General features: G+C 61.0%; 20 protein-coding genes and 1 tRNA gene. 6 read left to right on the top strand and 15 right to left on the bottom strand.

Annotation, left to right across the window (positions count from 1 at the left end; all coding sequences use genetic code 11):
- Positions 1–89: 89 nt before the first annotated feature.
- The 5 genes from HX815_RS28380 to HX815_RS28360 all read right to left on the bottom strand — a co-directional run bounded on the left by HX815_RS28380 (position 90) and on the right by HX815_RS28360 (position 4387).
- The gene (locus HX815_RS28380; RefSeq protein WP_003208392.1) at positions 90–1031 is read right to left on the bottom strand and encodes a ribose-phosphate pyrophosphokinase; all 942 of its coding nucleotides are present in this window, start codon (positions 1029–1031) and stop codon (positions 90–92) included.
- A gap of 45 nt (positions 1032–1076) precedes the next feature.
- Positions 1077–1151, bottom strand: a tRNA-Gln gene (locus HX815_RS28375).
- A gap of 36 nt (positions 1152–1187) precedes the next feature.
- Positions 1188–2039, bottom strand: a complete 852-nt coding sequence (gene ispE, locus HX815_RS28370) for a 4-(cytidine 5'-diphospho)-2-C-methyl-D-erythritol kinase (protein WP_003208395.1) — start codon at positions 2037–2039, stop codon at positions 1188–1190.
- 1 nt (position 2040) lies between these two features.
- Entirely contained in the window at positions 2041–2658 is a 618-nt protein-coding gene (lolB, locus tag HX815_RS28365) for a lipoprotein insertase outer membrane protein LolB (RefSeq protein ID WP_008432261.1), read from the bottom strand.
- Between the two features lie 4 nt (positions 2659–2662).
- Positions 2663–4387: a tetratricopeptide repeat protein gene (locus HX815_RS28360; protein ID WP_177029279.1), complete on the bottom strand. Its 1725-nt coding sequence runs from the start codon at positions 4385–4387 to the stop codon at positions 2663–2665.
- Between the two features lie 274 nt (positions 4388–4661).
- On the opposite strand from HX815_RS28360, the gene hemA reads away from it, so the two are divergent.
- From hemA to HX815_RS28330, 6 genes are all read left to right on the top strand, one after another.
- Positions 4662–5951 (top strand): glutamyl-tRNA reductase, encoded by a 1290-nt coding sequence (gene hemA, locus HX815_RS28355; protein WP_008432265.1) that lies wholly within the window; start codon positions 4662–4664, stop codon positions 5949–5951.
- A complete protein-coding gene (gene prfA / locus HX815_RS28350) occupies positions 5948–7030 on the top strand; it encodes a peptide chain release factor 1 (RefSeq protein WP_003208405.1) in 1083 nt (360 codons plus the stop codon). The genes hemA and prfA overlap by 4 nt, the downstream gene beginning before the upstream one ends.
- Complete coding sequence (prmC, locus tag HX815_RS28345) at positions 7031–7858, top strand: peptide chain release factor N(5)-glutamine methyltransferase (protein ID WP_177029278.1); 828 nt, start codon at positions 7031–7033, stop codon at positions 7856–7858. It abuts the gene before it with no gap.
- Positions 7855–8610: a molybdopterin-synthase adenylyltransferase MoeB gene (locus HX815_RS28340; RefSeq protein WP_177029277.1), complete on the top strand. Its 756-nt coding sequence runs from the start codon at positions 7855–7857 to the stop codon at positions 8608–8610. Before prmC ends, HX815_RS28340 begins: the two co-directional genes overlap by 4 nt.
- Entirely contained in the window at positions 8603–9397 is a 795-nt protein-coding gene (gene murI / locus HX815_RS28335) for a glutamate racemase (RefSeq protein WP_008432270.1), read from the top strand. The genes HX815_RS28340 and murI overlap by 8 nt, the downstream gene beginning before the upstream one ends.
- A 112-nt stretch (positions 9398–9509) precedes the next feature.
- A complete protein-coding gene (locus HX815_RS28330; RefSeq protein WP_003208415.1) occupies positions 9510–10028 on the top strand; it encodes an acyloxyacyl hydrolase in 519 nt (172 codons plus the stop codon).
- Between the two features lie 136 nt (positions 10029–10164).
- Here the strand turns inward: HX815_RS28330 and HX815_RS28325 are convergent, their stop codons facing one another.
- From HX815_RS28325 to HX815_RS28280, 10 genes are read right to left on the bottom strand one after another with little or no spacing between them, the layout of a single operon-like run.
- The gene (locus HX815_RS28325; protein ID WP_003208416.1) at positions 10165–10470 is read right to left on the bottom strand and encodes a YkgJ family cysteine cluster protein; all 306 of its coding nucleotides are present in this window, start codon (positions 10468–10470) and stop codon (positions 10165–10167) included.
- A 54-nt stretch (positions 10471–10524) separates the two neighbouring features.
- Complete coding sequence (locus HX815_RS28320; RefSeq protein ID WP_177009580.1) at positions 10525–11016, bottom strand: DUF2878 domain-containing protein; 492 nt, start codon at positions 11014–11016, stop codon at positions 10525–10527.
- Complete coding sequence (locus HX815_RS28315; protein ID WP_003208420.1) at positions 11009–12280, bottom strand: cyclopropane-fatty-acyl-phospholipid synthase family protein; 1272 nt, start codon at positions 12278–12280, stop codon at positions 11009–11011. The genes HX815_RS28320 and HX815_RS28315 overlap by 8 nt, the downstream gene beginning before the upstream one ends.
- On the bottom strand, positions 12267–13073 hold the full coding sequence (locus tag HX815_RS28310; RefSeq protein ID WP_087693766.1) for a DUF1365 domain-containing protein: 807 nt from the start codon (positions 13071–13073) through the stop codon (positions 12267–12269). The genes HX815_RS28315 and HX815_RS28310 overlap by 14 nt, the downstream gene beginning before the upstream one ends.
- Positions 13070–14317 (bottom strand): FAD-dependent oxidoreductase, encoded by a 1248-nt coding sequence (locus HX815_RS28305; protein ID WP_177029276.1) that lies wholly within the window; start codon positions 14315–14317, stop codon positions 13070–13072. Before HX815_RS28305 ends, HX815_RS28310 begins: the two co-directional genes overlap by 4 nt.
- The gene (locus HX815_RS28300; protein ID WP_177029275.1) at positions 14314–15096 is read right to left on the bottom strand and encodes an SDR family oxidoreductase; all 783 of its coding nucleotides are present in this window, start codon (positions 15094–15096) and stop codon (positions 14314–14316) included. Before HX815_RS28300 ends, HX815_RS28305 begins: the two co-directional genes overlap by 4 nt.
- Positions 15093–15515, bottom strand: a complete 423-nt coding sequence (locus tag HX815_RS28295) for a nuclear transport factor 2 family protein (RefSeq protein ID WP_008432282.1) — start codon at positions 15513–15515, stop codon at positions 15093–15095. Before HX815_RS28295 ends, HX815_RS28300 begins: the two co-directional genes overlap by 4 nt.
- A complete protein-coding gene (phrB, locus tag HX815_RS28290; RefSeq protein ID WP_177029274.1) occupies positions 15508–16953 on the bottom strand; it encodes a deoxyribodipyrimidine photo-lyase in 1446 nt (481 codons plus the stop codon). The genes HX815_RS28295 and phrB overlap by 8 nt, the downstream gene beginning before the upstream one ends.
- Positions 16954–17883, bottom strand: coding sequence for a MerR family transcriptional regulator (locus HX815_RS28285; protein WP_008432286.1), 930 nt, complete (start codon positions 17881–17883; stop codon positions 16954–16956).
- A gap of 3 nt (positions 17884–17886) precedes the next feature.
- Complete coding sequence (locus HX815_RS28280) at positions 17887–18858, bottom strand: DUF523 and DUF1722 domain-containing protein (RefSeq protein ID WP_008432288.1); 972 nt, start codon at positions 18856–18858, stop codon at positions 17887–17889.
- Positions 18859–18920 lie beyond the last annotated feature (62 nt).

Here is an 18920-nt window from a genome sequence, read left to right as displayed (position 1 = left end):
TAAAGGCGATATGGGCAAAAAAGCCCCGCCCCAACAGAATGCTGGGGCGGGGCGCTTTTCGTCAGGTTGATGCTGCTAAGGTTTGACCCTTAACGGAACATCGCGCTGATCGATTCTTCGTTGCTGATGCGGCGAACCGCTTCGGCAACTACCGGTGCGATATCCAGTTGACGGATACGCGAACAGGCTTGAGCGGCAGCGGACAACGGGATGGTGTTAGTCACCACCAGTTCGTCCAGCATTGAGTTCTCGATGTTCTCGATCGCTCGGCCCGACAGCACAGGGTGTGTGCAGTAGGCGAAGACTTTTGCTGCACCGTGCTCTTTCAAGGCTTTCGCCGCGTGGCACAGGGTGCCGGCGGTGTCGACCATGTCATCAACCAGAATACAGGTACGCCCTTCGACATCACCGATGATATGCATCACTTCAGAGTGATTGGCTTTCTCGCGGCGTTTGTCGATGATCCCGAGATCCACGCCCAGGGATTTGGCAACAGCCCGTGCACGCACGACGCCACCAATGTCCGGGGACACGATCATCAGGTTTTCAAAGCGCTGGTCTTCGATGTCATCCACCAGGACGGGGGAGCCGTAGATGTTATCTACCGGAATATCGAAGAACCCCTGGATTTGGTCAGCGTGCAGGTCAACCGTGAGAACACGGTCGATACCTACCACGGTCAGCATGTCAGCAACGACTTTCGCGCTGATAGCCACACGTGCGGAACGCGGACGGCGATCCTGACGGGCATAACCAAAGTAAGGGATTACAGCTGTGATTCGAGTCGCTGAGGAGCGGCGGAAGGCATCAGCCATCACGACGAGTTCCATCAGGTTATCGTTGGTCGGAGCGCAAGTCGGCTGAATAATGAAGACATCTTTACCGCGGACGTTTTCATTGATCTCGGCTGTAATTTCGCCGTCGGAGAATTTACCGACAGAGATGTCACCGAGAGGGATATGCAGCTGACGTACAACACGCCGAGCCAGATCGGGGTTAGCATTCCCCGTAAAGACCATCATCTTGGACACGCGCAGTACCTAGAGGCTGAGGGTAACCTGGATGAGTATAGAAAATGGCAGGGGCGGCTGGATTCGAACCAACGCATGGCAGGATCAAAACCTGCTGCCTTACCGCTTGGCGACGCCCCTGTATCTGTTGCAACGAGTACCCAGTACTCGGTTCCTTTAGAGCAGACTTTGCAGCTTGCGATGCAACATCGAAACGTTGCTTCCCTTTGCTACAAACCCTGTAAGGGTCTCTGTAAGAAGGGCCGAGACTTTATCAGCTTCAGCTTTGCTTGGGAAGCCCCCAAACACACAACTTCCAGTTCCGGTTAATTTTGCTTCGGTAAAATTACCTAACAAATTCAAAGCGTTACGTACATCTGGGTAACGCCTTGCTACAACCGGTAAGCAGTCATTTCGACTGTTTCCCTTGGGAACGGGGCGCACTTTAATGGGAGGAGAGTTACGTGTCAACAGTGGATCTGAAAAAATTTCTGCTGTACTTACAGATACTTGCGGAACAAGCACGACATACCACGGCTCTTCGGGGTCTACAGGGGTGAGTTTCTCCCCCACGCCTTCGGCAAAAGCGGCGTGCCCACGCACGAAAACCGGGACGTCCGCGCCCAGTGTCAGGCCCAGCGCCGCCAGGCGATCGTGGTCCCAACCCAGTTGCCACAAGTGATTCAGGCCGAGCAATGTCGTTGCGGCATTTGAGCTGCCGCCACCGATGCCGCCGCCCATGGGCAGGATTTTTTCGATCCAGATGTCGATGCCCAACGGGCAACCGGATTGTTCCTGGAGTTTTTTCGCGGCCTTCACAATCAGGTTGCTGTCGTGAGGCACGCCGTCGAATTCGGTGTGCAACTGGATCACGCCGTCATCGCGAACGGCGAAGGTCAGCTCATCGCCGTAGTCGAGAAATTGAAAAATCGTCTGCAACTCGTGATAGCCGTCTTCACGGCGACCGAGAATGTGCAGCATCAAATTCAGTTTGGCCGGGGAGGGCAGGGTCAGGCGTTGCTCGTTCATCTCACTGCCCCAGCTTGCGCGGTTGCCAGTCCTTGATCACCAGCGTGACGTCAAGGTCGGTGCCATGCAGCTTGATGCGCTCGGGCAGCCAGTAACCGTTCTGTTGCACATAGCTCAGGTATTCGACCTGCCAGCCATCCTGTTCCAGCGAAGCCAGGCGGCTGTCGCCATTGAGGCTCAGGCGGCTCTTGCTGTCTGGCGCAGGAAGACCGCGTACCCACCACACCAGGTGCGATACGGGGAGTTTCCAGCCCATCTGTTCTTCCAGCAGGGCTTCCGGCGTTGGCGCTTCATAGCGGCCCTGATTGGCCACTTCCAGGCTGACTTGCCCCGGCCGGCCGGTCAGGCGTGCCGCACCGCGGCCCAGCGGGCCAGACAGGCGAATGTCGTAATAGTCCTGGCGTTGCAGCCAGAACAAGGTGCCGCTGCCCGAATCTTTCGGGGCGCGAATGCCCACCTTGCCCTCGATCTGCCAGCCATCAAGGCTGCTCAGTTGATCCTTGTGCTGCTGCCACTGCGCCGGGTTGCCCGGGCCTTCGACAGATTCACGGGTGCCAAGACCGGAACAGCCGGCAAGCAGGGCAATAAAGCTGAAAACGATAACGTGGCGCAAAAACATAAAGTTAAAGGGTCTCGGATCCGGTCAGGCGCTTGATGGTGCTGCGCAGGATTGGGCTTTCGGGCTGTTCCTTGAGGAACTTCTCCCAGATTTGTCGCGCTTCACGCTGCTTGCCATTGGCCCAGAGCACTTCGCCCAGGTGTGCGGCGACTTCCTGGTCGGGGAAGCGCTCCAGCGCCTGGCGCAGCAAGCGTTCGGCTTCGTCCAGGTTGCCCAGGCGGTAATTCACCCAGCCGAGGCTGTCGAGTACGGCCGGGTCTTCCGGGTTGAGCTGGTGAGCCTTTTCAATCAGCTCCTTGGCTTCGGCGTAACGCGTTGTACGGTCGGACAAGGTGTAACCCAGGGCGTTCAGTGCCATGGCATTGTCCGGGTCGCGCTTGATGATCAGGCGCAGGTCTTTTTCCATCTGCGCCAGGTCATTGCGTTTTTCCGCCTGCATGGCGCGGGTGTACAGCAGGTTCAAGTCGTCCGGATATTGCAGCAAGGCTTGCTGGAGGATTTTCCAGGCGCGATCGCCCTGCTTGTTGGCCGACAGGGTCTCGGCCTGGATCAGGTACAGCTGGATCGCGTAGTCCGGTTCGGCATCCCGTGCGGCAGCCAGGCGTTTTTCCGCCTCGTCGGTGCGGCCGTTGTTCATCAGGATATCGGCCTGGCGCAGTTGCGCCGGCAGGTAGTCATTGCCGGCGCCGACCTGGGCGTATTCAAGCAATGCAGCCTGCGGGTCGTTACGCTCTTCAGCGATGCGGCCCAGGTTCAGGTGCGCCGAATCCACGTGGCTCTCGCGGGCGATCAGGTCTTCCAGGTAACCCTTGGCCTCATCCCAGGCCTTGGCTTCCAGGCACACCAGCGCCAGGGAATAACGCAATTCGTCATCGTCCGGGTATTGCTGCACGAGGTTGGCGAACTGCACCTTGGCGTCTTCCATGCGGTCCTGTTCAACCAGCATGCGGGCATAGGTCAGCAGCAGGCGTTTGTCGCCCGGGTACTTCTTGATGCTTTTTTCCAGCAGCGGAATCGCTTCCTTGCCGCGGTTGAGGTTTTGCAGCAGGCGGGCGCGCAGCAGGATCGGCGCAATCTCGCCCTCTTCCGGCGGGTGTTGCTCCAGCAGCTTCAGCGCAGCCTCGGGCTCATCATCCTGTTGCAACAACAGCGCCTTGCCGAAAATCAGCTGGCTGTTGTTCGGGTGTTTTTGCAGCAGGCGGTCGAAACTCTTCATCAGGCCGTTGCGGGTGTCCTGATCGGTGTCGGCGGCCGACAGCGCGAGGAAGTCGAAATGCGTGTCGCCCTTGCCCTGCAGGACCTTCTCCATATACACCATGGAGTCGTCATAGCGCCCGGCGCGGGCCAGTTGAATGGCCGCTGCCCGTTGCGCCTCGAGATCGTCCGGGGCGTTTTTCGCCCAGATCAGCGAGGAGTCCAGGGCCGCCTGATCGGCGCCCAGGTACTCGGCGATGCGAAACGCCCGCTCCGAAATCCCCGGATCCTGAGTATTGATGGCCTGGGTCACGTAGTTATCCAGGGCAATGTCGAAACGAGTGCGCTGGCCGGCCAGCTCCGCGCTCAGCAGGCTGAAGATCGTCTCTTCACTGAACGAGGAATAAACCTTGGGCTTTTCAGGGGCGGGGGTGCTGTCTTCTACCGGCGGCGTACCGTCCGGCGACACGGGTGCCATGGCCTGGCAGCCGCTGAGAAAGACAAAAGCAAGGAGCAACGCGGAAGATCTATTCATATAGGAAGAGGACGACTAACCTGCGGTCGGATCATCATGACACAAGCCTTCGGCCAAACATAACCGTGTAGGAGCGAGCTTGCTCGCGAAGAACCAGAGGACAACGCGTTTTATCCCGTAAGCCAGCGTTATCGTTAACGACCATCGCGAGCAAGCTCGCTCCTACAGATGGCCTTTATAGGCGTAAGCTACTAGGACAATAGCCTACGGTGGTTGTTCTGAATCATTCGAAGTAGGACAATTGTCGGCTTCCCGACATCATCAGCGATATTGAATGGCCTTCCTTGCACTCGGTATTAACCACAAGACTGCTTCTGTAGACGTCCGCGAGCGCGTGGCTTTTACTCCCGAGCAGTTGGTTGAGGCCTTGCAGCAGCTCTGCCGGCTCACCGACAGTCGCGAAGCTGCGATCCTTTCGACCTGTAATCGCAGCGAGCTCTATATAGAGCAGGAACATCTTTCAGCGGATGTGGTGCTGCGCTGGCTGGCCGATTACCACCATTTGAGCCTCGATGAGCTGCGCCAAAGCTCATATGTGCACGAAGAGGATGCGGCAGTTCGTCACATGATGCGCGTCGCCTCCGGGCTGGATTCGCTGGTGTTGGGCGAGCCGCAGATTCTCGGCCAGATGAAGTCCGCCTACGCCGTGGCCCGCGAGGCCGGCACCATCGGCCCGCTGCTGGGGCGCCTGTTCCAGGCCACCTTCAACTCCGCCAAGCAGGTGCGCACCGACACCGCCATCGGTGAAAACCCGGTGTCCGTGGCGTTTGCCGCCGTCAGCCTGGCCAAACAGATTTTCAGTGACTTGCAGCGCAGCCAGGCCCTGCTGATCGGCGCGGGCGAGACCATCACCCTGGTCGCCCGCCACCTGCACGAGCTGGGCGTAAAGCGCATCGTCGTCGCCAACCGTACCCTGGAACGCGCCAGCATCCTGGCCGAGCAGTTCGGTGCCCACGCGGTGTTGCTTTCCGACATCCCGGCCGAGCTGGTGCGCAGCGACATCGTCATCAGCTCTACTGCCAGCCAGTTGCCGATCCTCGGCAAGGGCGCGGTAGAAAGCGCCCTGAAACTGCGCAAGCACAAGCCGATCTTCATGGTGGATATCGCCGTTCCCCGGGATATCGAGCCTGAAGTCGGCGAGTTGGACGATGTTTACCTCTACAGCGTCGACGACCTGCACGAAGTGGTCGCCGAAAACCTGAAGAGTCGCCAGGGCGCTGCCCAGGCTGCCGAGGAAATGGTCAGCACCGGTGCCGACGATTTCATGGTGCGCCTGCGTGAACTGGCGGCAGTGGACGTGCTCAAGGCCTACCGTCAGCAAGGCGAACGCCTGCGGGACGAGGAATTGATCAAGGCCCAGCGTATGCTCGCCAACGGCAGCAGCGCCGAAGACGTGCTGATGCAACTGGCGCGCGGCCTGACCAACAAATTGCTGCACGCTCCCAGTGTCCAGTTGAAAAAGCTTACCGCCGAAGGCCGCCTCGATGCGCTGGCCATGGCCCAGGAACTCTTTGCCCTCGGTGAGGGCGCGACAGAAAGCTCTTCGGATAAAAAACCGCAATGAAAGCGTCACTGCTCAATAAACTGGACGTCCTTCAGGACCGTTTCGAAGAACTGACCGCCTTGCTCGGCGATGGCGAGGTCATCTCCGATCAGACCAAGTTCCGCACCTATTCCAAGGAGTACGCGGAAGTTGAGCCGATCGTGGGCACCTATAAACAGTTGCTCAAGGTTCAGGCTGACCTCGAAGGCGCCCAGGCGCTGCTCAAGGACAGCGACCCGGACATGCGCGAAATGGCCGTTGAAGAAGTGCGAGAAGCCAAGGACAAGCTGATCGAACTGGAAGGCGACCTGCAACGCATGCTGTTGCCCAAGGACCCCAACGACGGGCGCAACGTGTTCCTTGAAATCCGCGCCGGCACCGGCGGTGACGAAGCGGCGATTTTCTCCGGCGACCTGTTCCGCATGTATTCGCGCTATGCCGAGCGTCGCGGCTGGCGTGTGGAGATTTTGTCCGAGAACGAAGGCGAACACGGCGGCTATAAAGAAGTCATCGCCCGGGTTGAGGGCGAGAATGTCTACGGCAAACTGAAGTTCGAATCCGGCGTGCACCGCGTGCAGCGGGTGCCGGCCACGGAATCCCAGGGCCGTATCCACACCTCGGCGTGCACCGTGGCCGTGTTGCCCGAGCCCGACGAGCAGGAAGCCATCGAGATCAACCCGGCAGACCTGCGGGTCGACACCTACCGCTCATCGGGCGCCGGTGGCCAGCACGTCAACAAGACCGACTCGGCGATCCGTATCACTCACTTGCCTTCGGGCATCGTGGTGGAGTGCCAGGAAGAACGTTCCCAGCACAAGAACCGTGCGCGGGCCATGTCCTGGCTGTCGGCCAAGCTGAATGACCAGCAGACCAGCGCTGCCGCCAATGCGATTGCCAGCGAGCGTAAGTTGCTGGTGGGCTCGGGCGACCGTTCCGAGCGCATTCGTACCTACAACTTTGCCCAGGGCCGGGTCACCGACCATCGCGTCAACCTGACGCTGTACTCCCTGGACGAAATCCTCGCCGGTGGCGTCGATGCGGTAATCGAGCCGTTGTTGGCCGAATACCAGGCCGACCAGCTTGCGGCGATAGGTGAATAAATGACCATTATTGCCAGTTTGTTACGCGCCGCCGACCTGCCGGACTCGCCGACTGCGCGCCTGGACGTGGAATTGTTGCTGGCCGCCGCCTTGGGCAAGTCCCGCAGCTACCTGCACACCTGGCCGGAAAAAATCGTCAGCAGTGAACACGCGCTGACCTTTGCCGACTACCTGCAACGCCGTCGTGCCGGCGAGCCCGTGGCCTACATCCTCGGCCAGCAAGGCTTCTGGAAGCTCGACCTGGAAGTGGCACCGCACACGCTGATCCCGCGTCCGGAAACCGAGATGCTGGTGGAGGCCGCCCTGGAATTGCTGCCTGCCACACCGGCCAAGGTCCTGGACCTGGGCACCGGCAGCGGCGCGATTGCCCTGGCCCTGGCCAGCGAACGCCCGGCCTGGCAAGTGACGGCGGTCGACCGCGTGCTGGAAGCCGTGGCCCTGGCCGAACGCAACCGCCAGCGCCTGCACCTGAACAACGCCACGGTGCTGAACAGCCATTGGTTCAGTGCCCTCGAAGGCCACACTTACAACCTGATCATCAGCAACCCACCTTATATAGCCGACACCGACCCGCACCTGGTGGCCGGTGACGTGCGCTTTGAACCGGCCAGCGCGCTGGTATCCGGGCATGACGGCCTGGACGACCTGCGGCTGATCATCGCCCAGGCACCTGCGCACCTCGACGCCGCAGGTTGGTTGCTGCTGGAACACGGTTACGACCAGGCGCCCGCCGTGCGCGACCTGCTGCAGGGGGAAGGCTTTGAAGAAGTCCACAGCCGCATCGACCTGGGCGGCAACGAACGCATCACGTTGGGACGCCGCCCGTGATGAACGACCAGGAGCTGTTGCGCTATAGCCGGCAGATTCTGTTGCAGCATGTCGACATCGAAGGCCAGTTGCGCCTGAAAAACAGCCGCGCGCTGATCGTCGGCCTGGGTGGCCTCGGTTCGCCGGTGGCGCTGTACCTGGCGGCGGCGGGGGTGGGTGAGCTGCATTTGGCGGATTTCGACACTGTCGACCTGACCAACCTGCAACGCCAGATCATTCACGACACCGACAGCGTCGGCCTGAGCAAGGTCGACTCGGCGATTCGCCGCATGAGCGCGATCAATCCTGACATACAGCTGGTTGCCCATCGCAGCGCGCTGGATGAGGATTCCCTCGCGGCCGCCGTTGCGGTGGTCGATGTGGTACTGGATTGCAGCGACAACTTCTCCACCCGCGAAGCGGTCAACGCTGCGTGTGTCGCTGCCGGCAAGCCTTTGGTGAGCGGTGCGGCGATTCGCCTCGAAGGCCAGCTGTCGGTGTTCGACCCTCGTCGCGCCGAAAGCCCCTGCTACCACTGTTTATACGGGCACGGCAGCGACGCCGAACTGACCTGCAGCGAAGCCGGTGTCATCGGCCCGCTGGTGGGTCTGGTCGGCAGCCTGCAAGCCCTGGAAGCCTTGAAATTGCTGGCCGGTTTCGGCGAGCCGTTGGTGGGGCGGCTGTTGTTGATCGACGCCCTGACCACGCGTTTTCGCGAGTTGCGGGTCAAGCGCGATCCCGGTTGCATCGTCTGCGGTAGCCAACATGGTTAAGGATGCGCCGATTGGTGTGTTCGACTCCGGTGTCGGCGGCCTGTCGGTGCTGGACGAAATCCAGCGTCTGCTGCCCCATGAGTCGCTGCTGTACGTGGCGGATGGCGGGAATATCCCCTACGGCGAGAAAACCCCGGCGTTCATCCTCGATCGTTCGCGACAGGTGGCGGCGTTCTTCCGTGAGAAGGGCGCCAAAGCGTTTGTGATTGCCTGCAACACGGCGACCGTTGCGGCGGTTGCCGATTTGCGCCAGGACTATCCCGACTGGCCATTGGTGGGCATGGAACCGGCAGTCAAACCCGCGGCTGCCGCGACCCGCAGTGGCGTCGTCGGCGTGCTGGCGACCACCGGCACCCTGCAAAGCGCCAAGTTCGCCGCCTTGCTCGACCGCTTCGCCACCGATGTGCGGGTGATCACCCAACCCTGCCCGGGCCTGGTGGAGCTGATCGAAACCGGCGACCTGGACAGCCCGGCCCTGCGCCTGCTGTTGCAAGGCTACGTGGAGCCGCTGATTGCGGCCGGTTGCGACACCATCATCCTCGGCTGCACCCACTACCCGTTCCTCAAGCCCCTGCTCGCCGAGATGCTCCCGCCGACGATCATTTTGATCGACACCGGGGCGGCAGTAGCGCGTCAATTGCAGCGTCTTTTGAGTGATCGCGAACTGCTGGCCACTGGCAATCCGCCGCCTGTACAGTTCTGGACCAGCGGCGATCCGCAGCATCTAAGAAATATCCTACCGACCCTATGGAAATCTCCCGGAGTTGTGAGTAGTTTTGGCGTGTGAAAAAAACGTGAAATAACGCCTTTATCCGCTGAACTTCTGGCTATACGGCGGCTTCTATAGCAAGTTAGCCGGTACAAAATCATACAACTTCGTTCGGAAGGGATGTTTCTCTATGAAGCGCTTGTTCTGTTTGGCTGCGATTGCGGCCGCAATGTTGGGGCACTCTTTTTCCGCACAGGCGGCAGGCCTGGAACTTGGGGTGGGAAGTACGAGCGATTCGACCATGACCTATCGGTTGGGGCTGACCTCGGACTGGGATAAAAGCTGGTGGCAGACCGATACGGGGCGCGTGACCGGGTACTGGAGCGGCGCCTACACCTACTGGGACGGTGACAAGCGGGCCAGCGTCAGCAGCCTGTCGTTCTCACCCGTGTTTGTGTATGAGTTTGCCGGGGAGAGGGTGAAGCCGTACATCGAGGCCGGCGTGGGTGTGGCCGTGTTCTCCCGCACGCGGGTTGAAGACAACAATATCGGCCAGGCTTTCCAGTTTGAAGACCGGCTGGGCTTTGGCTTGCGCTTTGTCGGTGGCAGTGAAGTGGGCATTCGGGCCACCCATTACTCCAATGCCGGGATCAGCAGCAATAACGATGGTGTAGAGAGTTATTCGCTGCACTACACGCTGCCACTGTAATTCCTCAGAACACTGCAAAACCATTGTGGGAGCGGGCTTGCTCGCGAAAGCGGTATATCAGCCACGAATCAGTTGACTGACACACCGCTTTCGCGAGCAAGCCCGCTCCCACATTTGCTACTCATTGGTTCCGAAATCAGCGATACACCGTCGCAATCCCCTGGCGCTCATCGATGCACTCCGGCGCGCCCATCTCGAATTCCCGGCAGATCAGCGGCCGCTTCTCGTAAATCGTGCACATCATCGTGTCGCGGTCCAGCGCCGCGCACCAGCCGTCATCCAGGCGCAGCATGACTTCGCCGCCCCAATCGTCGGTATCGATAAAGCGATCGGGCACGCCGGTGTCGGTGATCAGCATGACTTCCAGCTGGCAGCAGCACGCGGCGCAGGTGGAGCAGGTGACGGCAGGTTCGGCGATTTGGGTATGGGGGATGTTGGTCATAGGCGCGCAGTGTAAGGCAAGCGGCTCATAGGTGTGTGAAAGGCCTGACGGACGTCAATGTGCCAACTGCCTGGCAATCCAATGCAACAACGGAAAAATCATCCCCCAGAGTAACGCCAGACCGATGACGGTCGGCACGGTGCCATAGCCGAAACTCACCCCCGCCAGTTGGCTGCCCGCGTAATAGGACAACGGCCCACCCACCGCCCCCAACAAACTCGCACGCCACCAGGGCTGGGCGCTCCAGGCCAGGCAATGGCGCAGCGTGGTCGCCAGCAATGCCCACAACAGGATCAGCCACCATGGTGCCAACGGTCCGGGCAGGCTGAAATGAAACACGCCGAATGCTCGTAGCACGGTGTCGATCACGGTGCCCAACAAGGTGACGGCAAGAATCACCTGGCCTTCCGCTGACCACGAACTTATCCACAGCAGGTGGATTACCAGCACCGCCAACCCCACCAACAGCCACAGACTGTCGCCGCCCAGCACACAGGCAAACCAGCCGCACTGGAACAGCACGGCATTTGCCAGTGGTTTAAGCATCAAAGCGCCCGAGCAGTGGCTGGGTCAGCGCCGCCGGCTTGGCCAGCAGCATCTGCGCGGTGCCGATGGTGCGCTCCATAAAGCCGCCTTCGCAGTAGCACAGGTAAAACTCCCACAGCCGCAGGAAGTATTCGTCGTAGCCCATTTCCGTCAGGCGGCTGTGGGCGCGGCGAAAGTTCTCATGCCACATGCGCAGGGTTCGCGCGTAGTGCAGGCCGAAGTCCTCCATGTGCAGCAGGTTCATGTCCGTGTCGCGGCTGACGACCTCCAGCATCTTCTGTACACACGGCAAGGCGCCGCCGGGGAAGATATAACGCTGGATAAAATCCACGCTGCTCTTGGCTTGTTCGTAGCGCTGTTCGCGAATGGTGATGGCTTGCAGCAACATCAGGCCGTTGCTCTTGAGCAACTGCGCGCACTGTTTGAAATAGGTCGGCAGGAAGCGGTGGCCCACGGCTTCGATCATCTCGATCGACACCAGTTTGTCGTACTGCCCGGTCAGGTCGCGGTAGTCCTCCAGCAGCAACGTCACCTGATTCTGCAAACCCAGGGCCTCGATGCGTTTTTCGGTGTAGGCAAACTGCTCTTTGGACAGGGTCGTAGTGGTGACCTTGCAGCCGTACTGCTGCGCGGCATAAATCGCCATGCTGCCCCAGCCGGTGCCGATTTCCAGCAGGTGGTCGGACGGTTTCAGCGCGAGCTTCTGGCAGATGCGTTCCAGTTTGTTCAGTTGTGCCTGTTCCAGTGTGTCATCGGCGGTGAGGAACTGCGCGGCCGAATACATCATGGTCGGGTCGAGGAATTCCTCGAACAGGTCGTTGCCCAGGTCGTAGTGGGCGGCGATGTTTTTCTGCGAGCCCTTGCGCGTATTGCGGTTGAGCCAGTGCAGGCCCTGGGTGAAGGGCCGCGCGAGTTTCGCCAGCCCACCTTCCAGCGCATCCAGCACGTCGAGGTTGCTGACCATCACCCGTACCACGGCGGTCAGGTCCGGGCTGCTCCAGTAACCATGGATAAATGCCTCGCCGGCGCCGATGGAGCCGTTGGCCGCCACCAGCCCCCACACGGCTGAATCGAGGATCTGGATCTCCCCCAGCAGGTGCGCTTCCCGTGCGCCGAAGACTTGCCGTTCGCCGTCCTCGATCACCACCAACTGGCCGTGGCGCAGTTGGCCGAGCTGGCGCAGCACGGCTTTGCGCAGCAGCGCGGCGGTCATGCCGTTGACGTTCAAGCGGTTGGATTTGACCGATAAGCTAGGGGATTTCATGGCGGCGATCCTTGGTGTAACCGACTGCGGTGCGAGAAGCGCCTTCGGCGGCGTGATGGGAAAAAATCGGCGTGCGTTTAAGCAAGAGGCGCAAGGCCTGCCAATAAATGGCCAGGCAGGTCTTGGCGGTCATCCACGGGAAGCGCCACAGGTAGCGGTGCAGGCTGGCGCGGTTCAGGGCTTCGCGTTGCAGGCTCAAGGTGGCGTCGAAGACTTTCAGTTCGCCCTGCCAGTCGGCCATATGCACGCCGAGCCTGGCGGCGGGCGGGCTGAAGCTCATGCGGTATTCCAGGTCCCGGGGCAAGAACGGCGACACATGAAACGCCTTGGCCACGGCGAAGTGCTGATGCTCACCGGCAGGCAGCGCCTGGGCTGGCAGCACGTAGTGATAGCGCTCGCGCCACGGGGTGTTGGTCACTTCACAAAGGATCGCGGCCAGCGTTCCGTCGGCCTCGAAGCAGTAGAAGAAACTCACCGGGTTAAAGGCCAGGCCCCAACTGCGGGCCTGGGTCAGCAGGCAGATAACGCCCGAGGGGATGCGCCCCAGGGCCTTGCCGACTTCTTGGCGTACGGCATCGGTCAAGCTCATGCCGTGACGGGTCAATTCACGCAGGTAATCCTGCTGGCGAAACGCGAACGGCGCCCAGCGCTCGCCCGCCAATGGCGACAAGCCGAACACTTCGTCCTGTTCGCTGAGGTCCAGGTACAGCAGGCCAATCCGATAACGGAAGGCATGGCCCTTGGGCGTAAACCGCCGATGGGCAATCCAGCCGCTGTACAGTGCGCTGTTCACAGCGCTTCCCCAAACGCTTTGGCCACGCGCAACGCGCTGACCACACCGTCTTCGTGAAAGCCGTTGGCCCAGTAGGCGCCGCAGTAATAGGTGTGCTGCGTGCCGTGCAATTCTTCCCAGCGCGCTTGGGCGGCCACAGCGGCCAGGCTGTATTGCGGGTGGGCGTAGGTGTAGCGGGCGAGGACTTTGAGCGGGTTGATCAGCGCCGTTTGATTGAGGCTCACGCAAAAGGTGGTGGTGCTGTCGATGCCTTGCAGGATGTTCATGTCGTAGGTCACCGCCGCCTGTTTTTGCGCGCGGCCATCCAGGCGGTAATTCCAGCTGGCCCAGGCCAGTTTGCGGTCGGGCAGCAAACGGGTATCGGTGTGCAGGACGACGTCATTGTCGGCGTAGGGCAGGGCGCCAAGGATCTGTTGCTCGGCCAGGCTCGCATCCCCCAGCAAGGCCAGAGCCTGGTCGCTGTGGCAGGCGAACACCACCTTGTCGAATGCCTCGCTGCCGGCGGCGCTGTGGATAACTGCGCCGATGGCTGAACGCTCAACCCGGGTGACCGGGCAATTGAGGCGGATATTTTCGCGGAAGGACTGGGTCAGCGGTTCGATATAGCGGCTGGAACCGCCTTCGATCACGCACCACTGCGGCCGGTTGCTCACCGACAACAAGCCATGGTTCTTGAAGAACCGCACGAAGAATTGCAGGGGAAACCCGAGCATGTCGGCCAGGGACATCGACCAGATCGCCGCGCCCATCGGCACGATGTAGTGCTGGATAAATCGCTGGCCGTAGCCGCCCGCTTGCAGGTACTCGCCCAGGGTCATCTCGGCGCTGATGCGTTGCTCTTGCAAGTCCAGCGGCGCCTGGCGGTTGAAGCGCAGGATATCGCGCAACATGCCCCAGAACCCCGGCGACAGAATATTCCGGCGCTGGGCAAACAGGCTGTTGAGGTTGTTGCCGTTGTACTCGAACCCGGCGTTCGGGTCGCACACCGAAAAGCTCATCTCGGTGGGTTTGTACGTCACGCCAATTTGCCCCAGCAGCTTGATGAAGTTGGGATAGGTCCAGTCGTTGAACACGATAAAGCCGGTGTCCACCGCATGGCTTTTGCCTTCCACCGTGACATTCACCGTGTGAGTGTGCCCGCCGATGCGGTCGCCCGCTTCGAACAGGGTGATGTCGTGGCGGCGACTGAGCAGGTAGGCGCTGGTCAGCCCGGCAATGCCGCTGCCGATAATGGCGATCTTCACAGGTCGTCCTTTCTCGGCGGCGGGCTGCGCAGCATGCGTTTGCCAATGATCAACTGGACGCGGTTCGGCAGTTTCGACAGTGGCCACAAGGCGGCAATAAACAGGGCAGGGAAGGCAATTTCCAATGGGCGGCTCTGCAGCTTGGCGAAGATATGTCGCGCGGCCTTGTCTGCCGGCCAGCTCAGGGGCATCGGGAAATCATTGCGGGCGGTCAGCGGCGTGTCGACAAACCCCGGGCTGACCACGGTGACGTCGATCCCTTCAGGCGACAGGTCGATACGCAGGGACTCGAACAGGTAACGCAGGCCGGCCTTCGACGCACCATAGGCTTCCGCCCTGGGCATCGGCAGGTAGGTCACCGCACTGGCCACACCGACCAGGTGCGGTGTATGACCGGCACGCAACAGCGGCAGCGCGGCCTCGATGCAGTAACTGCTGGCCAGCAGGTTGGTGCGCACCACGTGCTCGATGATCGAGGCGTCGAACTGCCTGGCATCCACGTATTCGCAGGTGCCGGCATTCAGGATCACCGTATCCAGCGAACCCCAGGCCACCGCGATGTGTTCACCGATCTCGCGTACGGTCTGGCTGTTGGTCAGGTCGCCGGCCACCACCAGCACTTGCCCGGGATATTGCTGGGCAAGCTGTTCCAGGGGCGCCTTGGAGCGGGAACTGAGGGCCACATGGGCACCGCTTTCGAGCAGCGTCTTGGCCAGTTCGGCCCCGATGCCACTGCTGGCACCGGTCAACCAGTAACGACGTGGAAGGTTAAGGCTCATCCCATTCTCCTTTTCAGCCAGCTGACCACACCGCCAAGGACCGGCACGTGTTCATACAGCAACTGTCCAGCGTCAAAATAATCCCGGTGGCGATACACCTTGTCGCGCCACAGCAGGTGCGAGCAGCCTTCCACACGAATCACTTCGCCCTTGGCCAGGCGCGGGTGGCAGAAGCTCATTGTCCAGCGCAGGTAGCCTTCGCCTTCCGCCACTTGATCAAAGCCATGGAAGTCAAAGCGCAATTGGGTAACGTTGTCGTACAGCTCGGCGAAGTAGCGGTGCAACGCCGGCAGCCCGTGCACCTCGTGCAGTGGGTCGGTGAAACTGATGTCCTGGCTGTACAGGCCGTCGAGCAGGTGCAGGTTGTGCTTGTCCACACTGGCGAACACCTGGGCGAAGCGGCGCAGGAAATCACTCATAAGCACCTCCGACCGCCTGGCGTGAAGGCAGGCTGCGGAAAGCGGCGAGGGCGCGCTCGCGGGATTTTTTCAAATCGACGATAGGACGAGGATAGTCGGCCACACCAAAGAGGCCGCCCACGGCGTCGGGGTTGTGCACTTCCTTTTTGTTCAGCGCCGCCAGTTGCGGCAGCCAGTGCTTGATAAACACACCTTCGCCGTCGAATTTTTCCGATTGGCTCAAGGGGCTGAAAATCCGGAAGTACGGGGCCGAGTCGGTGCCGGTGGAGGAGCTCCACTGCCAGCCACCGTTGTTGGCTGCCAGTTCGCCGTCGATCAGGTGACGCATGAAAAAGCGCTCGCCTTCGCGCCAGTCGATCAGCAGGTTTTTGGTCAGGAACATCGCCACCACCATGCGCAGGCGATTGTGCATCCAGCCGGTTTCCAGCAGCTGGCGCATGGCGGCGTCGATGATCGGCAGGCCGGTGCGTGCTTCCTGCCACGCTTTCAAGTCTTCCGGGCTGTTGCGCCAGGCCACGGCTTCGGTCTCTGGGCGGAATGCGCGGTGGCGCGAGACCCGTGGGTAGCCCACCAGAATATGTTTGTAGAACTCGCGCCACAGCAGCTCGTTGATCCAGGTAATCGCGCCGATGTCGCCGCTTTCGAATTCACCCTGGTTGCTTTGCAGCGCGGCATGCAGGCACTGGCGCGGTGAAACCACGCCCGCTGCAAGGTAGGCCGAAAGCTGGCTGGTACCGGGCTTGGCCGGGAAGTCGCGTTCGTCCTTGTAGTAGCTGATTTGTGCGTCGGCGAACTGGTCGAGACGGCGCCGGGCTTCGGCTTCGCCGGCAGGCCACAGGGCGCGCAAGGCTTCGCTCGGGGTAGCGAAGCCCTCGACGTGATCCGGAACCTCGTCGCTTTTGAGTGTGAGCGGCGCCTGCGCCTTGGGAGTGGCGACCAAACGCGGCAAGGCGCCATGCAGGCGGCTGTAGCAGACCTTGCGGAACTGGCTGAACACCTGGAAGTAGGTGCCGGTCTTGGTCAGCACGCTGCCGGGCTGGAAAAACAACTGGTCCAGATAGGTGTGGAACGTGATGCCTTGAGCTTCGAGGGCCTTGGCCACGGCGGCGTCGCGGCGCTCTTCGTGGATGCCGTATTCGTCATTGACGTGCACCGACTCCACCGACAGTTCCTGGCACAGGCCTGCCAGGACTTCAGGTGCTTGATCCCAAGTGTCGGCATGGCGGATCAATAACGGAATGTTCAACTCGCCCAGCGCCGAGCTCAAGCGCTGCAGGTTGCGCAGCCAGAAATCGACCTTGCACGGCGCGTCATCGTGGGCCAGCCATTGCCCGGGGCTGATCAGGTAGACGGCCGCTGTCGGGCCACGCTGTGCGGCGGCGGCGAGGGCGGTGTTGTCATGTAGGCGCAGGTCGGTGCGCAGCCAGATCAAGTGCATTTAAATAAGTCCACGCTGGATCAGTACCTGATGGGCCGACAACGGGTCTTCGGCCAGGAGCAATTCAGGAATCTCTTGGGTTAATACGGACAGCTCCGCCTGGTGGATGCATACCGTTGGTCCGGTTATCAGTTTTGGGCAACTGAAGCCGCTCAACAGTTTGCCCAGCACCGAGGTATGGAGTGCCTTGCTCGAATACAGCAGTACCGCGCGGGGTTGCAGATGCTCGACGGCCAGGGCCAGTTCGCCCACCGGCAATGGCCAGTCGAAAACTTCCACCGGGCAATCGGCGCTGCTGGCGAGCCAGGCGGTGAGCCACAGGTGCGGCTCCAGCGGCAGGTCGGAATGGTTGATCAGCAGCAGGGGGGCGCCGTTGAGCTGGCGGTTGTTGTGATACATCCGCGCACCGAATTTGCTGCGCAGCCAGGAATAGAAAAATACCCGTTCCATCTGCGCGCCGAACTGGCCTTGCCAGCGCAGTTCGAGCTCCTTGAGCAACGGCAATAACAGTTGCTCGCACAAGGTGCGCGGCGGGTACAGCGCCATGGCCTGGTTGAAGGCATCATCCACCCGGCGCTCGGCCAGTTCGCTGATGGCCTGCACCAGGTGCTGGCGGCGGTTGTGCCATTCGTTTTCCACCGGCGGTTCGCTGGTGGCTTGCGCGGTGTCGATCAGGCTCTTGACCTGGCTGACCGGCACACCGCGGTTGAGCCAGGTCAGGATGGTATGGATGCGTTGCACGTGCTCGGCACTGAACAGGCGGTGCCCCTTGGGCGTGCGCTGGGGCACGATCAGGCCGTAGCGCCGCTCCCAGGCGCGCAAGGTCACGGCGTTGACGCCGGTCTGGCGCGCCACTTCGCGGATCGGCAGCCAGCCTTGTTCGATGGCCTCGGCGATGTCTTCGCCAGGTTCTTGCAGGGGAAAAGTCATAGGTTAAATCGCATTACGCAGGCTGAGGTTTTCCGGGTGCGGTTGCAGGTAGGCCTGCTGCGCGATATAGCGGTCCGGATGCTGGCGAAAGTGGTGCTTGAGCAGCGTCAGCGGTACCACCAGCGGCACGATGCCCTGGCGGTATTGGCTGATGATGGTCTGCATTTCCTGTTTGTCTTCGGCGCTGATGGCTTGCTTGAGGTAGCCGCTGATGTGTTGCAGCACGTTGGTGTGGGTGCCGCGTGTGGCGCACTGGGTCAGGGCGCTCATCAGTTCGCTGAAGTAGCCGGCGGCCAAGGCGCCCAGGTCGACGTCCCTGGGCATGCTGCCCAGCAGGTTGCCGAGGCTTTTGTAATGCACCGGGCTGTGGGCCATCAGCAGGTATTTGTAGCGCGAGTGAAATTCCAGCAGGCGGTGACGGGTCAGGCCTTCGGCGAGCAGTTGCTGCCAGGTGGCGTAGACGAACACCCGGGTCAGGAAGTTTTCCCGCAGCACCGGGTCATTCAGCCGACCGTCTTCTTCCACCGGCAGGTTGGGGTGGCGCGCACAAAACGCCTGGGCGTAGATGCCGCGCCCGCCGCCGTCGATGGGCATGCCGTTGTCCTGATAGACCTTGACCCGTTCCAGGCCGCAGGACGGGGATTTCTGCATGAAGATGTAACCGCAGAGGTCGGTGTGTTCAGCAGCCATTTGCTGGCCGTAATCGTCCAGCGGCTGGGTCACGTTAAGTTCGCGGTTTACGGTGCCAACGGCCTGGGGATTGAGCGGGTCGCCCACCAGGCGAATCGGCTCGCGGGGAATGCCCAGGCCAATGGCGACTTCAGGACACAGCGGCACGAAGTCGAAATAATCGGCCAGGGTCTGGCTACACAGCTGGGATTGTTTATGCCCGCCGTTGAAGCGCACGTTCTCGCCCAACAGGCAGGCGCTGATGGCGATTTTCGGTTTGCCGGTGGCGGGCAGGGTGCTGGACATGGCCAAACCTCGATGAAATTCCTGTACAGAGTTAAATTTCTGTACAACTTAATCTCATCATA

It is taken from the genome of Pseudomonas sp. E6002 (genome assembly GCF_013385565.1).
GTDB lineage: Bacteria > Pseudomonadota > Gammaproteobacteria > Pseudomonadales > Pseudomonadaceae > Aquipseudomonas.
The sequence above is the reverse complement of the archived record's forward strand: the minus strand, read 5'-3'. Positions and strand labels throughout refer to the sequence as shown.